The sequence below is a fragment of the Paenibacillus sp. 1781tsa1 genome (genome assembly GCF_024159265.1).
GTDB lineage: Bacteria > Bacillota > Bacilli > Paenibacillales > Paenibacillaceae > Paenibacillus.
Genome location: NZ_JAMYWY010000001.1, coordinates 6480239 through 6506039, shown reverse-complemented (window position 1 = coordinate 6506039; position 25801 = coordinate 6480239). Strand labels below are relative to the sequence as shown.

General features: G+C 49.2%; 14 protein-coding genes. All 14 read left to right on the top strand.

Annotated elements, in window-relative coordinates; all coding sequences use genetic code 11:
* Nucleotides 1-137 precede the first annotated feature (137 nt).
* Nucleotides 138-1931: a vWA domain-containing protein gene (locus NKT06_RS29100; protein WP_253441449.1), complete on the top strand. Its 1794-nt coding sequence runs from the start codon at nucleotides 138-140 to the stop codon at nucleotides 1929-1931.
* A 299-nt stretch (nucleotides 1932-2230) separates the two neighbouring features.
* Nucleotides 2231-5620, top strand: coding sequence for a tubulin-like doman-containing protein (locus tag NKT06_RS29095; protein WP_091036105.1), 3390 nt, complete (start codon nucleotides 2231-2233; stop codon nucleotides 5618-5620).
* 14 nt (nucleotides 5621-5634) lie between these two features.
* Complete coding sequence (locus tag NKT06_RS29090; protein WP_253441447.1) at nucleotides 5635-8070, top strand: transcription initiation factor TFIID; 2436 nt, start codon at nucleotides 5635-5637, stop codon at nucleotides 8068-8070.
* An 85-nt stretch (nucleotides 8071-8155) separates the two neighbouring features.
* The gene (locus NKT06_RS29085) at nucleotides 8156-9439 is read left to right on the top strand and encodes a vWA domain-containing protein (protein ID WP_253441445.1); all 1284 of its coding nucleotides are present in this window, start codon (nucleotides 8156-8158) and stop codon (nucleotides 9437-9439) included.
* Nucleotides 9440-9458: 19 nt separating this feature from the next.
* A complete protein-coding gene (locus NKT06_RS29080) occupies nucleotides 9459-10106 on the top strand; it encodes a beta-mannanase (protein WP_253441443.1) in 648 nt (215 codons plus the stop codon).
* Nucleotides 10107-10195: 89 nt separating this feature from the next.
* On the top strand, nucleotides 10196-11455 hold the full coding sequence (locus NKT06_RS29075) for a TRAFAC clade GTPase domain-containing protein (protein ID WP_024632789.1): 1260 nt from the start codon (nucleotides 10196-10198) through the stop codon (nucleotides 11453-11455).
* The gene (locus NKT06_RS29070; protein WP_253441440.1) at nucleotides 11452-14646 is read left to right on the top strand and encodes a GAP1-N2 domain-containing protein; all 3195 of its coding nucleotides are present in this window, start codon (nucleotides 11452-11454) and stop codon (nucleotides 14644-14646) included. The genes NKT06_RS29075 and NKT06_RS29070 overlap by 4 nt, the downstream gene beginning before the upstream one ends.
* A gap of 485 nt (nucleotides 14647-15131) precedes the next feature.
* Nucleotides 15132-16016, top strand: coding sequence for an ABC transporter ATP-binding protein (locus NKT06_RS29065; protein WP_253441438.1), 885 nt, complete (start codon nucleotides 15132-15134; stop codon nucleotides 16014-16016).
* A gap of 225 nt (nucleotides 16017-16241) precedes the next feature.
* Nucleotides 16242-16721: a glutathione peroxidase gene (locus tag NKT06_RS29060; RefSeq protein ID WP_253441436.1), complete on the top strand. Its 480-nt coding sequence runs from the start codon at nucleotides 16242-16244 to the stop codon at nucleotides 16719-16721.
* Between the two features lie 494 nt (nucleotides 16722-17215).
* A complete protein-coding gene (locus NKT06_RS29055) occupies nucleotides 17216-18577 on the top strand; it encodes an FAD-dependent oxidoreductase (RefSeq protein WP_253441434.1) in 1362 nt (453 codons plus the stop codon).
* A 380-nt stretch (nucleotides 18578-18957) separates the two neighbouring features.
* Complete coding sequence (locus tag NKT06_RS29050; RefSeq protein WP_253441432.1) at nucleotides 18958-19809, top strand: formate/nitrite transporter family protein; 852 nt, start codon at nucleotides 18958-18960, stop codon at nucleotides 19807-19809.
* 441 nt (nucleotides 19810-20250) lie between these two features.
* Complete coding sequence (locus NKT06_RS29045; protein WP_253441431.1) at nucleotides 20251-22314, top strand: molybdopterin-containing oxidoreductase family protein; 2064 nt, start codon at nucleotides 20251-20253, stop codon at nucleotides 22312-22314.
* A 185-nt stretch (nucleotides 22315-22499) separates the two neighbouring features.
* On the top strand, nucleotides 22500-23723 hold the full coding sequence (locus NKT06_RS29040) for an MFS transporter (protein ID WP_253442875.1): 1224 nt from the start codon (nucleotides 22500-22502) through the stop codon (nucleotides 23721-23723).
* Between the two features lie 276 nt (nucleotides 23724-23999).
* Nucleotides 24000-25547, top strand: a complete 1548-nt coding sequence (locus tag NKT06_RS29035) for a response regulator (protein WP_253441429.1) — start codon at nucleotides 24000-24002, stop codon at nucleotides 25545-25547.
* Nucleotides 25548-25801: the final 254 nt, after the last annotated feature.

The following is a 25801-nucleotide window of genomic DNA, read 5'->3' as shown; positions in this document are numbered from 1 at the left end:
GTCAGTCATTACAAAACTGTAACTCAAGATAGGGGTGCTTTTCAGAATTTATTAGTAGACTGTTAAGATTTCCTTAAGGCTTGACGCCTATAATAAACTATTCCCATTTTAATCTCAAACGTGAAGGAGTACACCCAATGCTGCGGACACGCAAAATACGCTGGCTCAGCGGAACGATGGTTCTGCTGGCTATTCTAACGCTACTGCTACCTCAGGCGTTGCTGCCACACGCTGCAGCGGCTCAGGCACAGACAAGCGGAATCGATGCGGTACTTGTAGCCGATGTAAGTAACTCGATGAATACAAGTGATCGTGACAAGATCAGTAATGAAGCCATGAAAATGTTTATTGATATGCTGCCCGTCCAGGGGGACAAGGTAGGGATTGTCGCTTATACCGATCAGGTGGAGCGGGAAAAGGCAATGCTTACGATTCAGTCCGATGCGGACAAGAGCAGCCTGAAGGACTTTATTGATCAGCTCGGCCGGGGGCCATATACCGATGTCTCCGTTGGTGTCGCCGAAGCCGTCAACATTCTGAATCATGGTGCAGACCCGTCTCACTCGCCAATGATCGTGCTGCTGGCGGATGGCAACAATGACTTTAACAAAACCAAAGGCCGTACACAGGCACAATCCGACGCTGATCTGGCGAAATCCGTGAAGGAAGCACAGGATCAGGGTATCCCGGTATATACGATTGGACTGAACGCCGATGGCAAGCTGAACAAGGATGCACTCGCAGACCTCGCGAAGCAGACCGGAGGCAAGTCATTCATTACCGATACGCCGGATGATCTGCCACAGATTCTGAGTGAGATCTTCGCCGATCATGCCAAACTCAATGTGGTGAAGCTGCCCTCTGTAACGGGAAACGGCAGTTATCAGGAAGTTACCGTGAACGTGCCAAACGACAGTGTACTGGAAGCGAACATCTCGATTATGTCTTCGAAGCCGGTGGAAGTGCAATTGACGGACCCTTCCGGACAAGCTGTGGATCTGAACTCGGATGCAGCCAAGCTCTCGACATCGAAGAGTTATTCGCTCGTGAAGCTGTTGAAACCCCAAGAAGGAGACTGGAAACTTCGGGTAAAAGGGGCTCCGAAAGACAGCATCGATATCAACCTGTTGTTCAACTATGATCTTCAGCTCGTTGTGGACCCAATTAAGACCAAGTCCTATACCAAAGGGGACAAGGTTGATCTTGCTGCCAAACTGGAGAATGGCGGTCAGCCACTTCAGGATAATGATCTGTATGCAGATATGAAGGCCACGCTGGTTGTGAAAGATGTGGATACAGGCAAAAGTGAACAACAACCGCTGGAAAACACAGGTTCTGGTTTTGCCGGAACGTTTGAAGTACCGGACAATCATAACTTTGAATTGGTCATCCGTGCGGAAGAAGACAGCTTCTACCGTGAAAGTGCGCCAATCACGATTAACGCAGGCGGAGCAACCGGAAGCGGTGCTCAACCGACCACGCCAGGCGGTGAACAGGACAAGCCGTTCCCATGGTTACCTGTCATTCTGGGTGTTGTAGCCCTGATTGTAGTCGGTGTTGGTGCCTGGTTCCTGATGGGTTGGCTGAAACGCAAAAACCGGGGCTTTGTCGGTCAGATGATCGTTGAGATTCGTGATGAGAACACGGGCGACAAGTCATATCCACAATATAAAAAGCTGGTATCCTTCCGGGGCCGGTTCCATCTGCATCAATTGTTGCAACTGGACCCTGAGCTGAAGGAAACCGAAAAATATGTATTTACGCCCAGCAATGGGGATCGAATTATAATCCGTAACACCGCAGGCGGTACGTTGGAGAAATCCGGTCGTGCAGTCGATGCAAGCTCAGGCGTTGAACTGAAGAACGGTGACCGACTGAGCATCCCGCTGCAACAGGCGGACAAGACCATTTTAATTGAGTATCTGGTGTAAGTTGATTGTTTGGTTTAAAAAGAATGCCAATAAAATTTGGGACCAACTGATTACACGAGAACGCAGAGGACAGAAATAACGTGAAGAAGCGGAAGCGTTCGCCTAAAAGCTTTCTGAAAGAAAGCTACATCGGAAGCATACGCTATCCCCGGATTTTCACTTTGTAAAAGTGAATTGAAAAAATCTGGGGATAACAGCGATCGGAAGGTTGTTCTGTCATCGGAGTGGCAAGTGTAAATTTCTTTAGATTGAATTGTATAGATTGAAGCATATGTGCGTTAATCAAAGGAGGACATGGAATGAAACCGATTGTTAGAGAACATATTCAGCAACTGGATGTATCACTTGGCGGAGGCATTGTCAGTGAGAAGATCAGAGTTGATACCATTGATAACCCCATTCTGATTATTGGTCTGGGAGGAACGGGAATTGATGCACTGCTGCGACTGAAATATCAGATCAACCGTCGTTTCAAGCTGCCTCAGGACCCGGTATCCAAGAAAAAAATGGACAAGCCGGACAATGTGGAATTTCTGGCTTTTGAGACAAACGAACAGGATCGCGCCAAAAAGTATAAAGGAATCGGACTTGATCCGATCAATGAATTCGTATTGCTCTCCAATGCCGAGATTGGCGGACTGCTACAGAACCGCAGCGTGCTGGAGCCGTACATCACGGACTGGCTGTCTCCCGAACTGAGCATCACGGACGGCATGAATGGCGCTGCAGGTGTGCGTCAGGCTGGACGTCTACTCTTGTTCACCAAGATTAATCAGGTTGTTCAGGCCATCGACAAAAAGATCAAAACCTTGTCCGTAGGCACCAACAAAAAACTGATGGTGTTCCTGCTGACAGGTCTGTCCGGCGGTACAGGCAGCGGCTGTTTCCTCGATATTTCCTATATCGTGCGCGGCATTATCGAACGGGATCACGGCTCTGCGGGGATTGACCGCGTGAATACGCTGGGCTACCTGTTCACGCCAGACGTGAACCTGTCCAACAAAAGCTTGAGCGAACACACACGCGAATACATTCGCAAGAACGGATATGCGGCACTCAAAGAGCTGGATTATTGGATGAACGTGGACAGCCGCGGTGAGCGGTTTACACAGAAGTACGGCAATATTTTAACGGTTAACTCACCACTGCCACCATTTAACCTGTGTCACCTGATCTCAGCGACGAATACCGAGGGGAAATTGCTGGAGAACGCCTACGATTACTGCATGAACGTCACTGCCGAGAACATTACCAACTTCATGGCAAGTGAGGAGAAGCAGTCGGGTGAGGAGTTCGCGATCCATGACTATATCAGCAACATCCGGACTAACATTGCACAGATGAACAAGGTGTACCCGGCTAACTATGATTACAACATCATCGGTGCGTCTTCGGCTGTACTGCCGATTGAAGAGATGACCACCTATCTGGCGTATCGCATGTTCGACAAAATGAACACCATGTTCTCCAAAGCACCGAATCAGGAGGATACCGAGAAGTTTGCCCGCAAGCTGGGCATTGATCTCGAAAGTGTGGTCAAGTCCTTTGAAGCCCGTGTGCCTGAGCCGCTGCCTGGTTATCAGAACAGTGAGCGTTTATCCTATGGCAACGTGGTGAAATCACAGGTTGTGAATATGGATACCGAACTGGAGCAGAACTTCCTGGCGCGTGCTCGTGAAGAATATATCAAGGCGAAGAAACAGCTGCCTGGTGAGATTGCGGGTCAGTTCACCGAACAGATCCGGCGTATGTTTTTGCATCCCGAACAAGGTCCGTTCTATGTCTCCCGTCTAATTTATACGGAAAAAGGTTTCTGTGTACTGAAGATGATTCAGTCGTACATCGAAACCCTGCGTGAGAATGCCTTCCGCATTCCGCGTGATATTGAAGCGGCTCAGGAGCAGTCCGAAGAGAAACTGGGCGATGCGAAGAGTGCTTTTGTCTCCAAAGAGAAGAAAAAGAATGCTTATATTGAAGCAAAAATTCATGAGTACTGGCTGCACGCCGACGTGGAACGCAACGATCAGATGATCGAGTTCTATGAAGATCTGTATGAGTTGCTGAATCAGGAAAACAGCCGCATTTATAACGTATTTACCGAGACGCTGAACGCCCTTAGCTCCATATTTGCCAAGAATGGTGATCTGCTGACACGCGGCGAAGAACAAGCCGATCACAAAGGCAACAAGACATATTACTGGAACGTCGTAAGTGTACCGGATATCGTCAGTGTGGTGGACGGGCTGTTGGATAAGCGTGATACAGATGATCTGATCCGCGACTTCTCCCGTGAATTGCTGGAAAATTCCAGCCAATGGGTGAAAGAAAACGAGATTGATATCGTCAGTTCCATCTCCGACTTCCTGAGTGAGAAATTCGGCGATCTGATTACTCGTTCCATGGAAGATTTCCTGGTAATCAAATACGGTCAGGATGAGTCGGTCGAGAAATTCGTGGAACGTTTTATTGCCGGCAAGCTGGATGATGAGGCCGTTCCAGTGTTCAATCTGAGCAACAGTACGGGCAGTCTGCATTTCCCTTCATGGGGATTTGTATCGGTACCGGCACAGGCGCCTGGCATTCTGAAAGGGATACGTAATTATCAGAACAATGCCGTGGGCAAATCTCATTTTACCGTTAAGGAAAGTGAAGTGCGTAACCGGATATTCTGGCTGAATACCCGCAACGGGGTACCTCTCTTTGTGTATACACCGCTCAAAGTATATGAGGAAAGTTATGAACGTACCATCCTGGACAAAGAAGGCATTGGTCGTCACTTGGTGCAAACGGAGAAAAACAACTGGACCTATCTGCCGTCTCCGATTCCGGAGAAATCATGGGGAGATGTGTACGAGAACGCCCGCGTGAAGCAGTATAACGCCCGTGTGCGTAACGAGTTCGAGCAGGCGCTCGGATACAACATCGTGACAGCCAAATCCATTGATGAGAATACAAGCAACCGGTATGCGATTGTGACAACAGAAGCATTTGACTTGTCCGCCAAACTGGGAGCCTACGACATGCGTCTGACGTCCACCACGCCGAACCTCGGCGAAGTGAAGCGGGCTGTGATTGAACTGAAACGTCTGCAATCCGAAGGGTTGCCGCGTGTAGGCGTTAAGGATATTTTCGGCAGTATTAATGAAGATATGGCCAAAGAAAACCTGGTACGCTCTCCGCAGCTGATCGCACGCGTACGTGAGGAACTGGCGAAGATGAATGCCATCTCGGCCAAGGTCGCCGAACTCGAAGGCATTCTTGCCCAGTACCAAGACGAAGAGCAGTGGTATGACCGCTTCATCGAAGCGTTATATACCGACACTATCGTCAAAAAAGGTGCGCTCTACGTCTATGACCGTGACCCGGAAGAAGACGCATGGGAGCCATTCGCGAACTTGATGAAGAGCCGCAATTTTGCCGAGTATGAAGTGTTTGGCAACTTCCGCGGTCTGGCGGAGAAGGATCGCAGTACACTGCTGCGTAAAGCCTCCCGTCGGGATAATGATCTGACGGCTTCAGAAGATATCACCCCACTGCTGACAAAGCTGGATGATCTGGCTGCGCTGTTCATGGAATCGCGTGATCGCCTCGAATATGAGCGGGTAGAATTGGCTAACGGAGAAGACATCTATCAGTTCTACAGAACAATGTCGTCCAAGCTGAACGACATTCGCAGAAGGCTGAAGTAAGGGTGGCGGCCGGGATGGAGTTCAATTCGAACAATACCCTGAAGCGTGATCTGGAGAAGTATGCAGCACAGTACGCAATAGAGCAGGAGCGTCAAGGCAGCCTGGGTGATGGACGCAGCAGTATCCATTACCCGGCTTTGTTCCTTTTCGTGGGTGATCTGGTTGCACCCGCCGTGTCTGCCGTGCAGGAGATCAATCGGCTGAAATGGGATAACGGAGACGGTGTGGTCTACATCCAGATTGGGACTGAAGATCAGGAAGCGGGTCCAGGTGAAACGAGGAATGGTGGCTCTTCCGATGATGGCCAGGTGACTCGTCACCGCTTGCCACTGTCCGCTGGGCAGACGGAGCGACCGTCGAAAACGCGGCGTAAGGATGTACATCACAGTTTCCACGAATCGGATCAGGCGCTCTTTGACCTGAATCGTACGCTTCGGCGGGTCAGTAACCGAATTGCCGAATATGGACGGCTGTACTCGTCATTTGATCGGATTTACGTTACGGTGGTAACCAGAGCGGATGATCCGTTGAATGTATTGTTGCCAGAGCTTACCAAGCTGACGGAGACCATTTTGTCTCAAGCCTTCAAGTCGGTGCAGACGGATCTGCATGTACTGGTCAGCGAGATGGAACAGGTGGATTCCTTCGGATATGCCAGCGCGGCAGGCCTAGCTTTTCTAAGGGAGCTGGATTATATGCAGTCGCTGGACTACACGTTCAGCGGTAATCTGCTGGTGACGGAGGATGGGATCTCCATTCCCGTTACACATCCCGCGTCCCCGTTGTATGATCTTGTATATCTGTTGTCCGACAAAAATGAGCGTGGAACCGGCGTTCCCGGTGGCTGGATCGAAAATGCCGAGATTATCTGCCGGATCTGCCTGTTGAAGAACAGGAAGCAGGATGCAACTCACTCGGGTACCGTTTCAAGCACGGGAGCGAACACGTATAACAATACATCCTTCAAAAACAATATTCGGACCACTTCTGATCAGCATGGTTATGCAAGTGCGGGTTTTGCCGAGATCAGGCGGCCAAACAAGCCGATAGCACTAGCGGTGTTATATCACATGTATCGGTATCTGCTCGCACGCATGCGGCAGGAGCCGGATTGGAGCATCAAGGACAAGCTCGCTTTCTTCGGATTGGATGCGGCCTCGGTGGAACGCAAAGTCGAAGGTCTGCTGCCCAATGAAGATCTGGTTAGTGGCATGAGCGGCATCATGACGCATAACGTTAGTTTCTCTGATCTGAAGCCTCTCTCCCTTCGTGAAGCGGAGAGAGCGTTGTTTGGACAAGGAGCTGAAGCGTACTTCCGCGATAACGTTGTCCGTCTTGTCGAAGAGCGTGTGCGTGAGCGCAGTTCTGGCGGCTCTCTGCGCCGTCAGGCCGAACAATCCCGCGCGGAGCATTCAGAGGTTGGTTACTTCCAGTGGGCGGCCTGGAGTGACAGTGAGCCTGGCAGTGTACGTGAAGCGCTGCTCGGACTGATTCGGGACAAATCGATGCAGCTTGAATCGGCACGTGCTCTGCTGGAGCAACGTCAGCAAGAGCGGGTGGAAGATCAGTCGTTCAAACGAGCGTTGTTCCGTGATAAACAGAATGTACGCAATCTGATTGACTGCATGCTGGAGCGAGTGTATGTACCGAAGGTAGAATTACTGCGACTGGAAAATGAATTACATCTGCTGCGCAACTACGATACGGAGATGGAAGAACTTCATCGTTTCAGTCGCCACGTCACAGCAGCACTTGAAGCGCTGGAACGCACACTGCGAGAGACAGCTGCCCAAAGTATCGCTGCTGCGGATGAATACATCGGTCAGAACGTGATGGAATACTACGGCAAAGTGACGGAAGAGCTAATCATCGACCTGGAAGCCAAGCGCGGACGGGATGTATGGTTTGAGGACCGTTACATGGGAGACATGAACCGGCTTGCCACAGAAGGCGATGAACGTCTGCTGAAACGTATGATGGAGGTATGTCACTCGTTGCTGCTTACGGCCGAGCCGTTGCAATTGCCATTTGAAGAAGAGCTGTTGCAGCGCGCCAATGTAACAATTGCCTACGGAGACAAAGACGTATTGACCCGGGATGACCTATTCCGCAGGTTGTACCACACGTTGGAGGATCAGGCGGTCGTTCGGGTACGGGTATTCGATTATACGCAGGAACATCGGTATGAAGAGAAGTATTTCTTTGGTGACCACCATAGTGCTTTCATGGACTACGCGGCGCACGCCGAAGAGACGTCACGCATCTATAAGCTGGGTGTTGTGTACGAAGAACGCAGCAGTGGTGTGGAGAAGCTGAATCTGATGGGCGGTTTCCATCTGGAGGATCTCATGGTGTATCGGAACGGCAAGGTATATTATGACTCGTACACGGAGAATGGTTATGAACTTCACCCCGCAGGTCTAGCGGAGAAGTTGTCACCCATCCGTTAAGAAGTCTGGCGGTATCCTACACCCAGCACCAATTTTGTATTAACTCAGCCTGCTTACGGCTGGTATGGAAAGGATGCATGTAGACATGCAGCGAAAAATCAATCTTCTCCTGGTCCTGTTCAGCCTGATTGGCGGGGCAGTGGGCTTTGCGGCAGGGGAAATCATGCTGCGTCAATGGCTTGGGGAGATGCCACGTCTGTTGCTAATGGGATTATACTTTGGCGTACTGGCGCTGAGTGTGGGGTTGTTCTGCTTGATCGCAGAGATGATCTCACCCAAGCTGAATGGCGCTTCATGGAAGCTCCGGTATCTGGGACTGTCGTGGAAACTGCTTGTTCCGGCAACACTCGCTCTGTTGTTTGTTGTTGGACTCGCCCTGCAATTGTTGTATCAGATCAATCCGGGCGGTGTGAAGCAAGTGAAAGACATCGTACTAATGATCGACAACTCGGGCAGCATGAGCGAGACAGATCCGGATAATGGACGCTTTGAAGCCGCCAAGACACTGATTAGCCAAATGGAGAGTGACAAACAGGTGGCTGTCATTACGTTTGATGACCAGCCGCAGTTGTTGCAACCGTTTATTGCGCTGGATAGTGAAGCGGCCAAGAATGAGGTTTATAGCAAAATCGATGGCATTGTCACAACTTCGGGCGGCACCAATTTTGATGCCGTGTTGCGGGAAGGCATGGAACAGATTCAGGGCAAACAGGACCCGAAACGCGGTACTGTCGTCATCTTGTTATCCGACGGCTTCAGTGAAGCGGATACGGCAGATATTTTGTCCCAATATACCAGTGAACAGATTTCCATTAATACAGTCGGTCTAAGCCTGGTGGACCCATCGGGTACGGATCTGCTGCGTAATATTGCTCAGCAAACGGGCGGCATGTACTATGATGTACCGGATTCCGGTGGTCTGAATCTGGCATTCCAGCAGATCTACGATACGATTGATGAGCGGACGCTGGTGACGGAACGTACAGGTATGATGGAACATAGCGTTTATCTGGCGATTTTCCGTGTGGCAGCCGTATTGCTGATTGGAGTAGCACTGGGTGTATCACTCGGACTCGTATTCGATAATCGTCATCTCGCGCTCAGCTTTGGTATTGGTGGAGCGGTGTCGGGTCTTCTGGCAGGGCTTCTGCTGGAATGGGGCCTCGACGGTTCGAACGTGGGTGATACCTTCGTACGACTTGGTGCAATGCTTATCTTGTCAGGCGTATTGACCCTGTTCTCCTGGATTGTTCCAATCAAGGAAAACACGCCACGGAAGAGCCGAGGTCGTCGTGAAGCTGGCGGCGGAACTTCTTCAGCTGAAGGATTCGGTCAGAGACCAAGAGATACACGCAGCAAAGGATTCTAACGTCGGGAGGTCAATGGAAATGCGGTTTACGGATGCAGACCCTTCGACACCCTTGATTCGAAAACTTACACTTGCGGTGGATGAAGGACGGTGTACACTTCGCTGGCTCTGGCCGGAACGGGTAGAAGCTGTCTATGTAGAACGGCTGGAGCTGGATATGATGAGCACTGATCGTATCGGGGAAGAGCCTGCACAGGGCAAGCTGAAGCTTTACACGAGAGAGGAATATAAGGCGAGCAATGGTTATACGGATCGGATCACAGGTTTCGGTGCCATCAAGTACACGGTGTATGTGTGTCAGATGCAGGAAGACGGGCCTGTGCTGATCCGTCAACGAGACGAGGACAACATGGTGATTGCAAGCGCAGGGAAGGCGGATATCCGCTTTTCCATTCGCTACAAGAGCGGTTTTTTTCAGAAGCGAAAAAGTGTATTGATCACCGTCACAGCGGAAGTACCTGTTCCAAAGGAAGCCCTCTGTTATGTTCGCAAGCAGGGAGGAGTTCCGCTGAATAAGGAAGATGGTACGGTGTATCCTTTTGTGAGTGATTTTGCTCCCGGAAGAAATGAGATGCCGCCCGTTGAAGTCGCCAAGGATGATTATGTGAGATTATTCTTCACGGACGGACCGAAATATGGAGCCGCCTATCGGCTTATATCAGACTAGATAGTTGGACTAGCGATTGGAAGGTTACTCTGTCATCGTAGTGCGAGTGTAAATCATCTTAGTCTGACTGATCAGGGAGGGGAGTGGCTATGAGCTTTTTTAGTCGGTTTTTGAAGAGACAACAGCCGGAGGAACGCCCGCTGTTTTACGATATTGTCTGTCCGTATTGTTTCAGCAAGTTTTCACCGGAAGAGGTGGTGTTCCGCGCCGCCCATCACCGCGATGATGATGAAGACTACGCTCTCGGGGAAGATGCGAAGTTGAATCGGTATCGCGAAAGATTCGGACTCGACACGGTATTTGATATGGAGGCGGTATTGGCTCCGCATGATGTACCGGAGGAACATCGGATTTATTCCGATAACATCGTGATGGGTCTTAACGATCGGTATGGTGTCGTTACACGTCGCCGATTGTGTCCGCAATGTCATAACGAGCTGCCTGTTACGGCAGGTAAAGCACCGAGCAACATCATTTCTATCATTGGTGCATCCCAGGTGGGAAAATCCGTCTACATGACTTCACTAATTCATACATTGCAGCATTACACGGCGGATCATTTTGACGCGGCTTGCATGCCACTAAATGCGGAGATCAGCCGCCGGTTCCGTGCGGATTATGAAGAACCGTTGTTCGAACGGGGCGATCTGCTGGATTCCACACAGAAGGAGAAGCTGCAGGAGCCGTTTATCTTCCAGTTTGTATTCAAGGACGAAGATAAAGCGCCGCTGACACTGGTTTTCTTTGACGTTGCGGGTGAAGGTATGGTGGAGCAGGATTATCTCGGACTTCACGGGCAGCACATCAAGAACTCGGCAGGTATCCTGTTCATGGTGGACCCGCTTCAGATTCGTTCGATTCGGGACAAAATCCGCATTAACCTCGGCAACGAGCCGGGAGAGTGGACACCACGATACGATGAGCCGCGCGACGTGGTGCTGACGATGTTTGGAGATTTTATCGCGTACCAGGACAAAGCCAAGACCAATATTCCAACAGCTGTTGTGCTTACCAAAAGCGACATGCTGCATTCCCTCAAGGATGAAGAGGGGGATTATATCAAATCCAACAGTAACGTGTTCCGTAACATGGTTCACCGCGATTGGTTTGACTTAACCGAGTTCGAGAATATCGACGGGGAGATCCGCCGTTTTATCGAGAAGGTGGATCGTCCGTTCAAGGGCACAATGGATGTGTACTTCAAGGATACAGCCTATTTCGCAGTATCTGCGCTGGGCAGCAATCCGGTAGATATGAAATTGCAGGGTGTGGTTAGCCCGATCCGCGTGGATGAACCCTTCCTGTGGCTGCTGTACAAGCTGAAGTACATTGAGGGGAGAGTGGGATGATGCGTTCTTCCGTAACCCCGCCCATTGAACAACAGTTGTATACCCGAGAGCGGCGCGGGGTGTTTCGCACAACAGAGGGGTTCGATACGGTTGCGGCATCGCCGGGACTGGACCCTTCTTTTATCAAAAAAGTGCTTCACCCCTACTGTGTCTATGACGCTCCAGCGGAGCTAACAGGCCGTAGCGAAAAGGACGAGACGAAGTTTCCGGCTTCCATTCACCTGCTTCATCTGGAGAGTGGAGAGACGATCCTTGGGCAAAATGTGTACCAGTCGGCGGATTTTACCGGGCTACGCAGTGCCTTTTTTGCTCATAATTACGTCTTGTCTCCCGAACGCTCGGAAGAGCAGATGAAGCAAGGCGGCTGGCTGGATGCCGTGTTCGCCACGTCCTATGACATCGAACAAGGTACAGTACTGCCTACGCTTGCTGAATTGCCTATATCACCAGGACGTGGTCCTGTTTCATCACCAAGCCAGATTTTGAGCGCCTTGAAGATGAACGAAGTGCTGTTCAAGCGCCTGCTTTACGCGGTAATGCAGTCTGTAGCGACACGCAGAAAAGTATACATTGCGCTGGACCTTCCCGCAGAAGAAGTAACCGCAGGGGCCAAAGGATTGCTACGTTTGCTATACACAGCGTTACCATACGCATTCCGGCGGCAGCTGGGATTCATGACGTTTGCCAAGGAGCCGCAGGCCAAGAAGGGCATCCATATCCAGTTTGTAGAGCGGGGGACGTTACGTCCGAAAGACCGGAATACGGAGAAGGACTTCACCTTTGATCTGGTATCCGGCAGAGTGACACATGCGGATGCATCAGTGGCGAAGTTACCTTATGCGGAATTCGCCTGGGCCTTATTGCAGGAACCGGGCGCTGCGGATGCGTTCTATACATTTGCCGACGAGATGTTGTCTGGCATGGAGCCTGGACGGGAGCTTTCCATCGAAGCCTATGGCGAACTCTCGGTGTTCTATGGACTTGAACAAGGCATGGAAGATCTGTACTTGGATAACAAAAGCCATGTCCTGAGTGGTTTATTGACCTATCTGAAGCCGGAAGGAGGAGCACGGCAGCGTTCGCGTCTGAACGAGCTGTTCCTGACCTTGCTCAGCCGGGAACTGGACAGCGTGAAGCGTGAGAACGTACCCGAAGAAGCGGTTGCTGCTCACATTGGAGAATATTTCAGTGTTGCCGCACCCGTGGTGCAATCCCGGATTGTAGACTATTTCATCTATGGTGTGAATAATGCCCGCGCCCAGAAGCGTATGCGTGCTGTGCAGGAATTGTATGCTGTCTTGGATCGGGATACGCAGCTGAATCGGGCTTTCTTTGATAAAGTGCTGGCTAATGAATCACTCACCAAGCTATTGTTCGAGCCTTATCTGGACAATCAGCTGAAACGCACCGAATCGGCAGCAAATGTCGTGGAAGTGATCCGAAGATGGGTTACGTCCCATCCATCTGCAATCCACTCCAGCTTCTTGCTGGAGCGGACAGCCGGTGAGCTGCGTGAACGGTTACGTTCTGCACCGAGTCCGGTGCAATCTGCGAATGAAGCACTCCAGCGCGTTAGCATACTGGATCGGGTACCAGCTGAAGGCATTTATAGTACAGGTATTACGGCACGAATTGGTCAGTCTGAATCTACAGCCCGCCCTAATCGAAAAGGGGGATCTCCGTCTGTCAGTCAAGATCCGGCATATCAGGAGGAGTTAACCCGCCTTGCAGACAAGCTTGCTTATGTCATTAACTTGTTTATGATTCAGGATCTGGATCTGGAACGGGTTAACCGTGAGCAGCTACTTAGCATCGATATATTGCAGCATGGCAATGAGGTACGGGATTGGGCAACACGTCAGGGCGCTGATGTATCTGCTCGAACCAACATGATGCTGGCTGCGAGAGCGTGGCTTAGTGGCGAGGGAAATGAAGAAGAGGCATTGGAGTCACTTTCCCTCCCAGAACGCAATGAACTTCAACGCTGGACACGTCGCTGGCTTGCCGGGGAGCTGCAGGCTCATCCGGGGATTGCGGCCTATGAAGCTTTGCCGATGGCTTTTTATCGGGGAGGAAGCGGTAGCAACCGATTGGACTACCCTGGTCTGATTGAATTCGTCCGCAGCCATGCAGACCGTGCTGAAGGGCTGTATCCATTCTTCGAATGGTCAGGGAATCAACGGATGTTTGTTCGAGGTTCCAATGCACATAAAGGATATGCGGATGCCCTTGTGGCGTATTTCAAGGCCCATGATCGTGAAGCTTTCAAGTCGAAGTCAGCTTTCAAACCGTATTATGGGAGAGCGAACAAGACAATGAAGCCCGTCTATGACCGTGCGAAGACGGAATTGTCCTCTCCCCTGGTGCGGATGTTGACGGGTAAAAGGAAGAATCTGTTCGGGTTACTCCTCTTGATCCTGGTTCTGGGTATTGCTGGCGGTACATATGCATGGATGAAAGATTCTGTAGAGCCGCCAGCGGCATCTACTCCATCTACCCAGGATCCTGCCATACCGGCTGAACCCGAGGTACAACTCGCGGAGCAGATTGCTTATATGATTCCTGCGAGTGAACAGGAGGGTACGCAATCAACTGCTCAACTGGTGATCCGTTTCAGAAACGATACGGGAAGCACTGAGTTTGAGCAAGGCAAACTTCAATTGACAATGAAAGATGGCAGTACTCAGGAGCTGGATACCACAGGCAAGTGGGAGAGCTTTAATCGGAATGAAGAGCCGGATACCCAAGAGCCTTCTGATGGTAGTTCAGGAAGTACTTCCGAAGGAAGCACGGATGGGTCGTCAACGGGAACCGTGGGGAACACAGAGCAGGCGGAGGATGGTGATCAACAGGCAGCCCCATCAACATCGGGTGAATCCACTTCAGATCCTGTTACCGATACAACAACGGATACAGGGACGAATGCATCATCTAATGCTGCGAGTGGAGACACGAATCAAGGTACTGATGCAGATCAAGCTACTGGTTCGATATCGCCTGACACATCTGTATCCAATGAACAGGATGCGAATACTCCTGCACAGATGTCTATTGGAGAGGTAGATCGTCTCTATCCGTATGGGTTGCAGATCGATCTTCCAGCAGATATTGATGCCGAGAGCATTGTCAGTGTGAAGAGTACGCAGGGCAATATGACAGTGATCCAATTGATGCCTCAGCCGAAGCTGTAAGTTATTTTATATGAGCATGTTGCATAAATTTATTAAGTACTTTTGATCCAATATTGAAAAATGCGGACTTCATACCTTATTAAACGAGCGTATCTGAGGTGACCTTGGACTTTAGATTTCAAGGTCATCTTTTTTTTGATTACATCCCGGATGCAGCAATCGTATGAAAAAATCATATATTCACAATTCGGACACAAAATTAACGATTCAAGAGTTCAAGAGATAAGCGGAACTGATGAAATGCGCGTAATGAATGAGAAAAGCTCTCATATTTATTTATTAAGATTAACTTAAAACTGCTTAGAAAGATCCGAATAGAGCTTAGAACAAGCAGAAGATTTGCATTTTCATGTTGACAAATGATAATGATTATCAGTATCTTTAGTGTAGAAGATATTTGCGTCGGAAATACACAGAATTATAATTTCGTTTTCGTTGTCATAGCCGGATTACATAATCGGGATAAATGAGAGAGGGATGATCGCATGTTTCGTCTGGAGACGACCAAGCTGGATATCGCTTATGAGGAAAGACTAATTGTAGAGGATCTGAATATTCAGATTCCCCAAGGAAAAATTACAGCACTTGTTGGAGCCAATGGATCAGGGAAGTCAACCATCCTGAAAACGATGGCACGTATTATGTCACCAAAAGCAGGTAATGTATTACTCGACGGGAAGTCCATCCATAAACAATCCACGCGTGAAGTTGCCAAGCAACTTGCGATTTTGCCACAGAATCCAACCGCTCCTGAAGGACTTACCGTTACTGAACTGGTATCGTATGGTCGCTTTCCTTATCAAAAAGGATTTGGCTCCATGCGGGCGGAAGACAAACGTATGATTGAATGGGCGATTGAAGTGACAGGCATGACAGAATTCCACGATCGTCCGATTGATCAACTGTCCGGTGGACAGCGTCAGCGTGCCTGGATTGCCATGGCACTTGCTCAAGAGACGGATATCCTCTTCCTGGACGAGCCTACAACGTTCCTGGATATGGCTCACCAGCTTGAAGTACTGCAACTGCTTGAGCAGCTGAATGCCACAGCTAACCGTACCATTGTTATGGTTGTACATGACTTGAATCATGCTTCCCGTTATGCACATCACATGATTGGTATCAAAAAAGGTAAAGCCATTGCTCATGGTTCACCTGTGGAAGTCATGAACTCGGATGTGCTTCGTGAAGTATTCAACATTGAAGCAGATATCGTGATTGATCCGCGTTCCGGTGTACCACTCTGCTTGCCCTACGCACTTGCAGGCGAACGCCAGCAACCGAAGCAGCCGGAGCAGATGGTCATGAACAGTGCAATGGTTCATGCTGGAGGACGGACAGAACAGCGCGTTCAAGCGACAGGAAGTTAACAAAATGGGTCATATGCTGGTCCTGCATTATAGAAAGAATGAAGCCGCTGTGCGCTAATGCACGCGGCTTCATCGCATTCATGGGAGTAAAGAAATATGGATAGACCCGGAATTTGGTAATCGCATCGGATCAGGTTTATAATAATAAGACAGGCTGTATGTCATTGGTTATACTAACGTGCTCGGAGCAGCCCAAACCAACACTTGTCATGGGAGGAATCAGTCATGTCCGTATATTCATATCAAGCGGTAACCACCGCGAATCAAGAAGTCTCACTGGATCTGTATCAAGGTAAGGTATTGGTCATTGCCAATACAGCTAGCAAGTGTGGACTGACCCCGCAATACGGTGAATTGCAAAAACTCTATGATCGTTATCGCGATCAGGGTCTCGTTGTACTGGGGTTCCCTTGTAACCAGTTTGGAGGGCAGGAGCCAGGTACAAGTGAGGAAGCTGAGTCATTTTGCCAGATTAACTATGGTGTGAATTTCCCGGTGTTTGCCAAGGTAGATGTGAATGGTGAGGATACACAACCCCTGTTCCAATACCTGAAGGAGCAACAACCTGGCGCAGGTGAAACAAGCGACATCCAATGGAACTTTACCAAGTTCCTTGTTAACCGTGAAGGTGAAGTGGTCGGTCGTGTTGAACCAAAAGAATCTCCTGAGACAATGATCGCAGATATTGAGAAATTGCTCGGTTAAACCATGAACGTTTGAGAAGCCTGTCCTTGCATGTGTAAGGACAGGCTTCTTTGATTTTTTTCTATACGTGGCGTGTCTTATTGGAGGATAGAACCTCCGTTGTAATCGTAACGGGTGGAGAATTGGCAGAAACAGCATAAGAGATAGTTATTCCAGCTGTCATCGTGGTGATATCAAGCGTGACAGGAACCATGCAGAGTACAGCAGGCATTGAACGACAGGGATCGCGGAAGCCATTGTATAGCATAAACCAACCCGAATCCGGGGACAATGAAATCAATACAATGAAGGGAAGAAAGGCTTAAATACAGCGAATAACCTCCTTCGACAATTTTTTTTTGCTCAACCTATTGCAATGTGAAAAATATCACATTATAATGAGTGTATAAAGTGAAATAAATCACATACACAGTTTCGAACAAGAAGTGAAATATTTCACAACCATAATAACGTTATATTCAAACTCATTTATATATTTCGAGGAGGAACTTTTAATGAAAATCGCAGTTATCGGATGTACACACGCAGGAACCGCAGCCATCGTAAACACCGCCAAATTATACCCGGATGCTACCATCACCGTGTATGAGCGCAATGACAATATCTCCTTCCTATCTTGTGGCATTGCGCTCTACGTAGGTGGAGTTGTGAAAGACCCTGACGGCTTGTTCTATTCTTCGCCTAATCAATTGGCAGAGCTTGGTGTGGAGACCAAGATGCTTCATGAAGTTACAGCAGTTGATGCCAAAGGTCATACCCTTCAGGCTAAAAACCTGCAAACCGGGGAAGAATTTGAAGATACGTTTGATAAACTGATCGTGACAACAGGTTCATGGCCTGTCGTTCCGAAGCTTGAAGGCATCGAGATGGATAACATTCTGCTATGCAAAAACTACAATCATTCCAACACAATTATTGAAAAAGCCAAAAATGCCAAACGTGTTACTGTTGTAGGAGCTGGATATATCGGCGTTGAATTGGTGGAAGCTTTCCAGATGAACGGCAAGGAAGTTACCCTGATCGACAGTGTGGACCGGATTTTGAACAAATACCTGGACCCTGAGTTCACAGATGCGATTGAAGATACGTTGACTGGGCGTGGCATCAAGCTCGCACTGGGTCAAACGGTACAGAAGTTTACTGGAGAGAATGGCAAAGTGACCAAGGTGATTACGTCCAAAGGGGAATTCGAAACCGATCTGGTTATTCTGTGCATTGGTTTCCGTCCAAATACCGAGCTGCTCAAAGGCCAAGTGGATATGTTGCCAAACGGGGCAATCATCGTGGATAAATATATGCAAACCAGTCAAAAAGACGTCTTCGCTGCGGGTGACAGCTGCGCCATTCATTACAACCCGACAGGTAAAGCATCTTACATTCCACTCGCGACTAACGCTGTGCGGATGGGTACACTCGTAGCCCGTAACCTGGTTCGTCCTACGACACCGTATATGGGTACACAAGGAACATCGGGTATCAAAATTTATGAGCAAAATATCGCGGGTACAGGAATGACTGAAATGTCTGCTGCTGACGAAGGTCTGATTGTGGAGGCGGTAGTACTGGAAGACAGCTATCGTCCGGAGTTCATGCCAACGGCGGAGAAACTGTTGCTCAAAGTGGTATATGAGCAGGCTACTCGTCGGATCGTTGGAGCACAGGTGATGTCTCAGGTTGATCTGACCCAATCGATTAATACAATCTCGGTCTGCATCCAAAACAACATGACCGTAGATGAGCTGGCCTTCATCGACTTCTTCTTCCAGCCACAGTACAACAAACCGTGGAACTTCCTGAACACGGCGGGTCTGCAAGCACTGCCACCGGTAGAAGTAAAAGCACCAGCAATGGTGTAAGGAAGCAGAATCGATGCTAAGCAGTGAGCATGATAGACAGACGACATACGAAGATAAGTCAGGGTTGTCCGAAAATGCGACGTGTACAATAACTGCCAAGCTTACGAAACAAGGCAGACGATCATAAAGGAAAAAGAAGACTGGCGAGTATATCGTCAGTCTTTTTTGTGATTTTTTAGCTATAAAAGGACTTACTTACTCTTGCTGTCATAACTACGCAAAGCCGATCTTAAAAGCCTCTTTTTTAAACCGTATTGTGATAATTTGCACAAAGTTTCGCGCTATACCCATATACAATTGAGATATGGCATTCAACGTATCAACAAAGAAATTCAGGCGGTTTTATTCCACGAAGAATAATGAAGGAGAGGATGAATGATATGGCAGCAAAAACACCTCTTGAGGTTGCACAATATACGGCGCAAACAGGCATGAAGAAGGCTCAAAATCCGGTGTCTTCTGTACTGGTGCTCAGTTTCCTAGCAGGGGCTTTTATTGCACTGGGTTTTCTACTGGATATTCGGGTGATTGCTTCTGCGCCCGCAGAGTGGGGGAGTCTGGTCAATCTGATTGGAGCAGCAGTGTTCCCGGTAGGATTAATCTTGGTACTCATAGGTGGCGGTGAATTGCTGACAGGGAATATGATGGCTGTTCCGCTCGCTACGATCGCACGCAAACTGTCAGTAGGCAGCATGGTGAAGAATCTTACATTAGTAACGCTAGGTAATTTTCTTGGAGCAATCTTTGTCGCATACGCCTTTGGACATGTACTTGGTCTGACCGGAGAGGGTGTATATCTGGCTAAAGTGGTCGATATGGCTGGTCACAAGTTGCATGACGGATTCCTGCAGGCTTTTATCTCCGGTATCGGCTGTAACTGGCTGGTCGCGTTGGCCGTGTGGCTATCTTATGCATCAGATACGATGAGTGGCAAGGTACTGGGTATTTGGTTTCCAACGATGGCGTTTGTAGCTATTGGATTCCAGCACGTTGTGGCCAACATGTTCCTCATCCCGGCGGCAATCTTCGAAGGACATTATTCGTGGGGCCAATATGTAATGAATTTCATTCCGGTATGGCTTGGGAATCTGACTGGAGGTGCTCTGTTTGTAGCTGCAGCCTATTGGGTGGTGTACCTGCGCCAAGCTGAGCCAAAAGTGAAACCGGAAGTAGCAACGTCGATCGAAGCTGTGGAGACTGAGGCCAGAGCGATGTGGAGTAAGCAGGCATAGCGGGCATGTTTACACGTACATGTATACACGCGTAATGGAACATTCATGTAGAAGTAATACGATTCTGTCTTGCTCGGTTCATGGCGAATATGCTGTGATGGAGCAGGTCGGGATCGTTTTTTTGTGTAATGTCTTTGTTGGATTTTAACGCAAAATAAATTCGCCATGAAAAGGTTCGGGGGAACGAAACCTGTTCATGGCGAATTTCGGGAGTGGTCCATGATATGGCATGAGGAGGAAGTGGGGAAACACTAGCCTAATGCCTTGTTTTTAATTTACCCCTGTATTCTGAAGTTGAATCAATTGGCATAACATTTTTTTTAAAATATTTTGAAGCCGCTATAGCGGTGAATATGAAGCAAAAAGATACTGTTCTCTTTACGTGATAACCTCGGAGAAGATATGATATAGGGATAGCTTTTACAGAGGGGGAGCCATACGATGATCGATCAGGAGAATGGGGTATTTGCAGCGGTATGCCCGCTCGATTGTCCAGACACTTGTGGTCTGTTACTACATAAAGAGAACGGCAAAATTGTGAAGGTGGCGGGCAATCCGGACCATCCGATAACCAAGGGTGCCATTTGTAATAAAGTTAGAAATATGACGGAGCGGGTGTATCACTCCGAGCGTCTACAATATCCGATGAGACGTGTTGGAGCCAAGGGTGAAGGCAAGTTCGAACGAATCAGTTGGGATGAAGCAATTGGGGAGATTACGACCAAATTCACTGCATTGTCCGAGACCTATGGACCTGAGAGCATCCTGCCCTACAGCTTCTACGGTAACATGGGCATTCTCGGCGTAGACGGCATGGATCGACGTTTCTTTAATGCACTAGGTGCAAGTGTCTTGGAGCAGACGATCTGTAATGCCGCCGGAAATACGGGCTGGAAATATACGATGGGTGCCAACCATGGAACGGTGCCGGAAGATACGGAGCATGCGGATCTCATTCTGGTGTGGGGCGGCAATATCGTCAGTACGAATATGCATCAGGTCGTTTTGGCGGAGAAAGCCCGCAAGAAAGGCGCCCAGATCGTCGTAATCGACGTTCATCGCAATCGTACCGCTCAATGGGGCGACTGGTTTATTCCTCTGTACCCAGGCACGGACAGCGCTCTGGCGCTGGGATTGATGCATGTGCTGTTCGAACGGGGACTGACGGATGAAGCGTTTATGCAAAAGTATACGGTAGGACATGAGGCACTACGTGATCATGTCCGCAGTTACACCCCTGAACGCGTTGCGCGCATTACTGGTGTGCCGGAGGAGAGCATTGTGGAGCTGGCTGAACGGTATGGCAACGCACAGGCAGCCCATATTCACATCGGCAATGGCCTCCAGCACCATGATAATGGGGGTATGAACGTGCGTAGCGTAGCTTGTCTGCCTGCCATTACAGGGCAATGGCTGAAACAAGGCGGCGGTGCCGTGCGTACCAACAGCTACGCGAGCACGAATAGCGATGCGCTGGAACGTCCTGAACTGCGGCAGAATCCGGAGCCGCGGGTGGTGAACATGAACCGGATTGGTGAAGCGTTGCTGGAAGCAGAGCAGCCGATCCGGGCCATGATGGTCTACTGCAGCAACCCACTGGTGGTGGCACCGGATACGGAACGAGTGGAGCGAGGTTTTGCAAGGGAAGATCTGTTCACGGTTGTGCATGATCTGTTCATGACGGATACCGCGAAATATGCAGATATCTTGTTGCCAGCTACGTCTTCATTTGAAGCGACGGACCTGTATGCCTCCTATTGGCATCAGTATGTTCATCTGCAAGAGCCGGTCATTGCGCCGATTGGAGAGAGTAAGAGTAATGTGGAACTGTTTTCTCTGCTTGGGCAGGCCATGGGGTACGATCCTGCAATCTTCGGAGAAACGCCGGAACAGATGATTAAGGACGCACTCCAGGATACAGGTAATCCTTATATGAATGGAGTTACGTTAGAAGGACTGAAGGAACACCGATTCGTGAAGCTGGATATGTCATCACATGCTGCATTTCTGGATCAGCTGCCCACGCCTTCAGGCAAAATTGAATTGTATTCGGAGACGATGGAACAGCGAGGGCTTCCGCCGCTCCCTACCTATAGCGCACTGGTTGAAGGATATGATGGGGAGAATCCGGCTGGACCTGCCGATACGTATCCGCTGATGTTCCTGTCACCGCCAAATCATAATTTCCTGAACTCGACCTTCGGTAACTCAGCCAAACATCAGCGTTTGGAAAAGATGCCTTTATTGCAAATGCATCCCGAGGACGCTGCCCGCAGAAACGTGCAGGATGGCGATGTAGTGGTCGTATGGAATGATCGTGGGCGTATCGAACTTACCGCCAAGGTGAGTGAAGCCATGTTGCCGGGGACCGTCATCAGTCAAGGGTTATGGTGGGATGGTGAAGGTAAGAAGCAACGGACGAATTCGCTTACGTCCAATCGGTTGTCGGACATGGGTAACGGGGCTACATTCTTCTCGGCCACTGTCGAAGTGAAGCGTCAATGAGTGTGCTTGCAGCGCGATTTTTTTGAGGTAAGATGAACAAAGGATAGGACTTGAGCAGGATCTAAAGAGCAATACATGTAACACTTCCAAAGGCCTTCGCTCTGGCTGGTTATGCCGTCAGGGCAAAGGTTTTTTTGGTATGGGACCACGTTTTGTAGCGTATTAAGGAGAATGCACTAGAGATGATGAGATGGCTGGATAACTATCCAAAAGAAGTGAGAATTTTTTTGCTGGCAAGTCTGGTTAACGCAACCGGTAGTGCCTTGATGTGGCCGCTGACCACCATGTATGTGTTTGATGAGCTAGGACGGACGATGGCTAACGCGGGTTTTGTAATCCTCATTCAGTCCCTGGGTGGTATCTTCGGACAATTGCTTGGAGGTTCATTGTACCATCGAGTGGGCGTGAAGAAGCTGATCATTGGTTCACTGGCGCTTAATGCGTTAGGTTTGTTTGCGCTGCCCTGGATTAGTGCGTATTGGGTCATATTTATATGTGCCATGGGTTGGATTGGTCTGTTCAGTTCATTGTCGCTGCCAGCGATTCAGGCCTTTATCGGCTTCCGGTTTGCGGAGCGACGCGGTGAATTATTCAATATTATCTATGTGGCGAACAATATCGGGGTGGCGATTGGTACGGCGCTGAGTGGTTTTCTGGCTGACTTTTCCTATCACCTCAGCTTTGTACTGAACGGAGTGACTTCAGCCGGATTTGCGATGTTCTTCTGGTATTATCTGTCGCGGGTTGAACCGGATCAGGGGGAAGTACATCTGACGAAACGCAAAACTGTTCCCGATGGGCCGGGCGTCTGGGCATTGCTGGGCAATACCCGATTATATCTGTTTATGAGCTTGGGCGTGTTGTTCCTGTTATTCGGCAATTCCATATGGAATACCGGCGTATCTCCGTATATCATTTCTGAGGGTATGGAAAAAAGAATGTACGGTCTGCTCTGGACCCTGAACGGGGTGCTGATCTTTGTGGGCCAACCTTTCACCAGCTGGGTTAAACGGACCATGGCCCGTACCTCTACGGCCCAGATGACCGTGAGTGCGGTATTCTACGGCATGGCCTACATTGTCATGATTACCATGTACAGCTATCCAGGCATGGTGCTTGCAATGGTACTTGCCACGTTTGGGGAGATGTTGATCTCCCCTGCAACGCCTGCATTTATCTCGGAGCATGCGGGCAGGGCTGCTCCTTTTTACATCGGGATATCGGGTGGAATCGGTGCGGTTGGACGGGTTATCGGGCCCTATGCGATGGGGGTCATGTATGATAAGCAAGGACTTATTCCTGTAGCGTGGCTGGCAACGGGCACAGCGGTGCTTGCGGTACTGGGTTTTGTACTGCACGCAGTGTTAAACCGTAATCGTGAAGTGAAGGAGTATGGGATGGATACGTAACGTTGTAACGTAAGTACGCCTTCTGCACCCTGGTTATTTTAAAAATGAAGCGAGGCTAACCTTCACCCTATAGCGGGGTGAGGGTTTTCTTGTCTTTGAAGGGACCAGCTCCAATAGCCGGCTAGTGGATGATTTTTCTCGATGAGATGAGACAGGATTGTTCAGAAATCAGACTTGTTATGCTTCATAACCATGTCAATCATCGTTCTCCCCTCTATTTGTGCATAATGCCCATATAATAGAATGGAACTGGTTAAAGGCAGGAGGATGCATACGATGTACAAGGTTTTGTTGGTCGATGATGAATTTATGATTTCGGACGGGATCTCCAGTGTGGTGAACTGGTCCCGATTAGGAACAGAACTGATTGGTATTGCTCAAAATGGATTGGAAGCGCTTGCTTCAATCGAGCAGCAACGCCCGGATATCATCATCTCGGACATCCGCATGCCGGGAATGGATGGATTACAGCTGGTTGAAGCTGTGGCAGAGAAGTATCAGCATATCTCATTCATCATGCTCACGGGTTTTACGGAGTTTGAATATGCGAAGACCGCCATGCAGTATGGGGTGAAGCACTACTTGCTCAAGCCCTGCAGTGAAGAGCATCTTGTACAGGCTATTAGTGAATTGGTCAGTGAGAAGCGAGAGTTGACCGATCAGGAGCGTTTTGTGCAGTCAATCCAATATAATCTGGAGCGTGTACTGCCACATGCCAAGGAATATTTTCTGAAAGAATTGGTGACCAACAGAACCTATGGGGTCAAGGAATGGAAGTATTTCGAGGAATTATTCGATGTACAGTTTCAGGATCAACGTGTGCGGTTGCTGCTGGTAGAGATCGAGGGGGATCATGAGTATTTGCACTTGTTTGCGGTGAAGAACATTGCCGAGGATATTTTTCACAATCCCATCTTAAGTGCCACGGTTGGAAGGCATGTGCTACTAATTATGGAGGACAAGTTGTCTGAAACGCAGTTGTTCCATAATATCGATGAGATTCGCGCCACATTTATCCGATATTATCATGACGATCTCACGATTGCCCTGAGCGAGCCAGGAGATCTTTCGCAGGCACGCCATTTGTACATGCAGACGCTAGTTTATCTCAATTACCGCTTTTACCTCGGTGAGGGCAGTCTCATTATGGAGCGGGATATTTACTCTCCCGGAGAGCGCATTCTTCCTGAGTTCGAATACGATCCGGAGCGGATGGTTACTGCAATCAAGGCGGGACACTGGCAGGAAGTCGGATCAGAGCTGAACCGGATGTTTCAGATGCTTGCCAGCTTGCGATACGATATATCCCAAACAAAGTCCTATCTTATTCAGATGTTTATGGAGATGATTCGACTCAGCGGCTCTGCCGAGATGAAAAGGTATATGGACCAGTTGCCAGGCATGATTGAATCCAGCACCCTGCATTCTTTTCAACAGTTTCTGCTTGCCGTTGCCAAGGAAATCACGCTGCGCCGCTACGAACAACATCGCTCGAGACAATCGCAGATGGTAGGTAGTGTGAAACAGCTGGTAGAGAAGCGCTACCAGGACGAGACATTGACACTCCAGTCCATCGCTGGGGAAATATACATGAATCCAGACTACATTGGCAAAATGTTCAAGAAAGAAACTGGTGAGAAATTTACGAACTATGTGTTAAGCTACCGCATTCGCAAAGCGTTGGAGCTTCTGGAGCAGGACGGGAACTGCACGGTATCCTCGCTTGCCGAGCAGACGGGGTTTGGTGCCAACTGGCCGTATTTCAGCAAAATGTTCAAGAAATATACGGGCTTCTCCCCTTCCGAGTATAAAAAAGTACCCTAGACAGCGCTGCTGTCGCTTCTACATAGCTTCCTTTATATCCGATCCACATCCGACTCACATCTGATTTATGATCAGGCCCTGTGTGCCATTCAACGGCAGCAGGGTCTTTTTTTGTCGGACGGAACTCGGTTTTGAACATGCTTTTAACGGAAATGAGCATGGGAAGAAAAGGCGCTCGATTCTATCATTAGAAGTGTCATGTGAATGAATGAACATCGAGAGTGGAGGTTGAGTGGATGGAGCTGAATCGAAGC

Coding starts and splice junctions, on each gene's coding strand:
- NKT06_RS29100 (WP_253441449.1), top strand. CDS start 138: ATGCTGCGGACACGCAAAATACGCTGGCTCAGCGGAACGATGGTTCTG.
- NKT06_RS29095 (WP_091036105.1), top strand. CDS start 2,231: ATGAAACCGATTGTTAGAGAACATATTCAGCAACTGGATGTATCACTT.
- NKT06_RS29090 (WP_253441447.1), top strand. CDS start 5,635: ATGGAGTTCAATTCGAACAATACCCTGAAGCGTGATCTGGAGAAGTAT.
- NKT06_RS29085 (WP_253441445.1), top strand. CDS start 8,156: ATGCAGCGAAAAATCAATCTTCTCCTGGTCCTGTTCAGCCTGATTGGC.
- NKT06_RS29080 (WP_253441443.1), top strand. CDS start 9,459: ATGCGGTTTACGGATGCAGACCCTTCGACACCCTTGATTCGAAAACTT.
- NKT06_RS29075 (WP_024632789.1), top strand. CDS start 10,196: ATGAGCTTTTTTAGTCGGTTTTTGAAGAGACAACAGCCGGAGGAACGC.
- NKT06_RS29070 (WP_253441440.1), top strand. CDS start 11,452: ATGATGCGTTCTTCCGTAACCCCGCCCATTGAACAACAGTTGTATACC.
- NKT06_RS29065 (WP_253441438.1), top strand. CDS start 15,132: ATGTTTCGTCTGGAGACGACCAAGCTGGATATCGCTTATGAGGAAAGA.
- NKT06_RS29060 (WP_253441436.1), top strand. CDS start 16,242: ATGTCCGTATATTCATATCAAGCGGTAACCACCGCGAATCAAGAAGTC.
- NKT06_RS29055 (WP_253441434.1), top strand. CDS start 17,216: ATGAAAATCGCAGTTATCGGATGTACACACGCAGGAACCGCAGCCATC.
- NKT06_RS29050 (WP_253441432.1), top strand. CDS start 18,958: ATGGCAGCAAAAACACCTCTTGAGGTTGCACAATATACGGCGCAAACA.
- NKT06_RS29045 (WP_253441431.1), top strand. CDS start 20,251: ATGATCGATCAGGAGAATGGGGTATTTGCAGCGGTATGCCCGCTCGAT.
- NKT06_RS29040 (WP_253442875.1), top strand. CDS start 22,500: ATGAGATGGCTGGATAACTATCCAAAAGAAGTGAGAATTTTTTTGCTG.
- NKT06_RS29035 (WP_253441429.1), top strand. CDS start 24,000: ATGTACAAGGTTTTGTTGGTCGATGATGAATTTATGATTTCGGACGGG.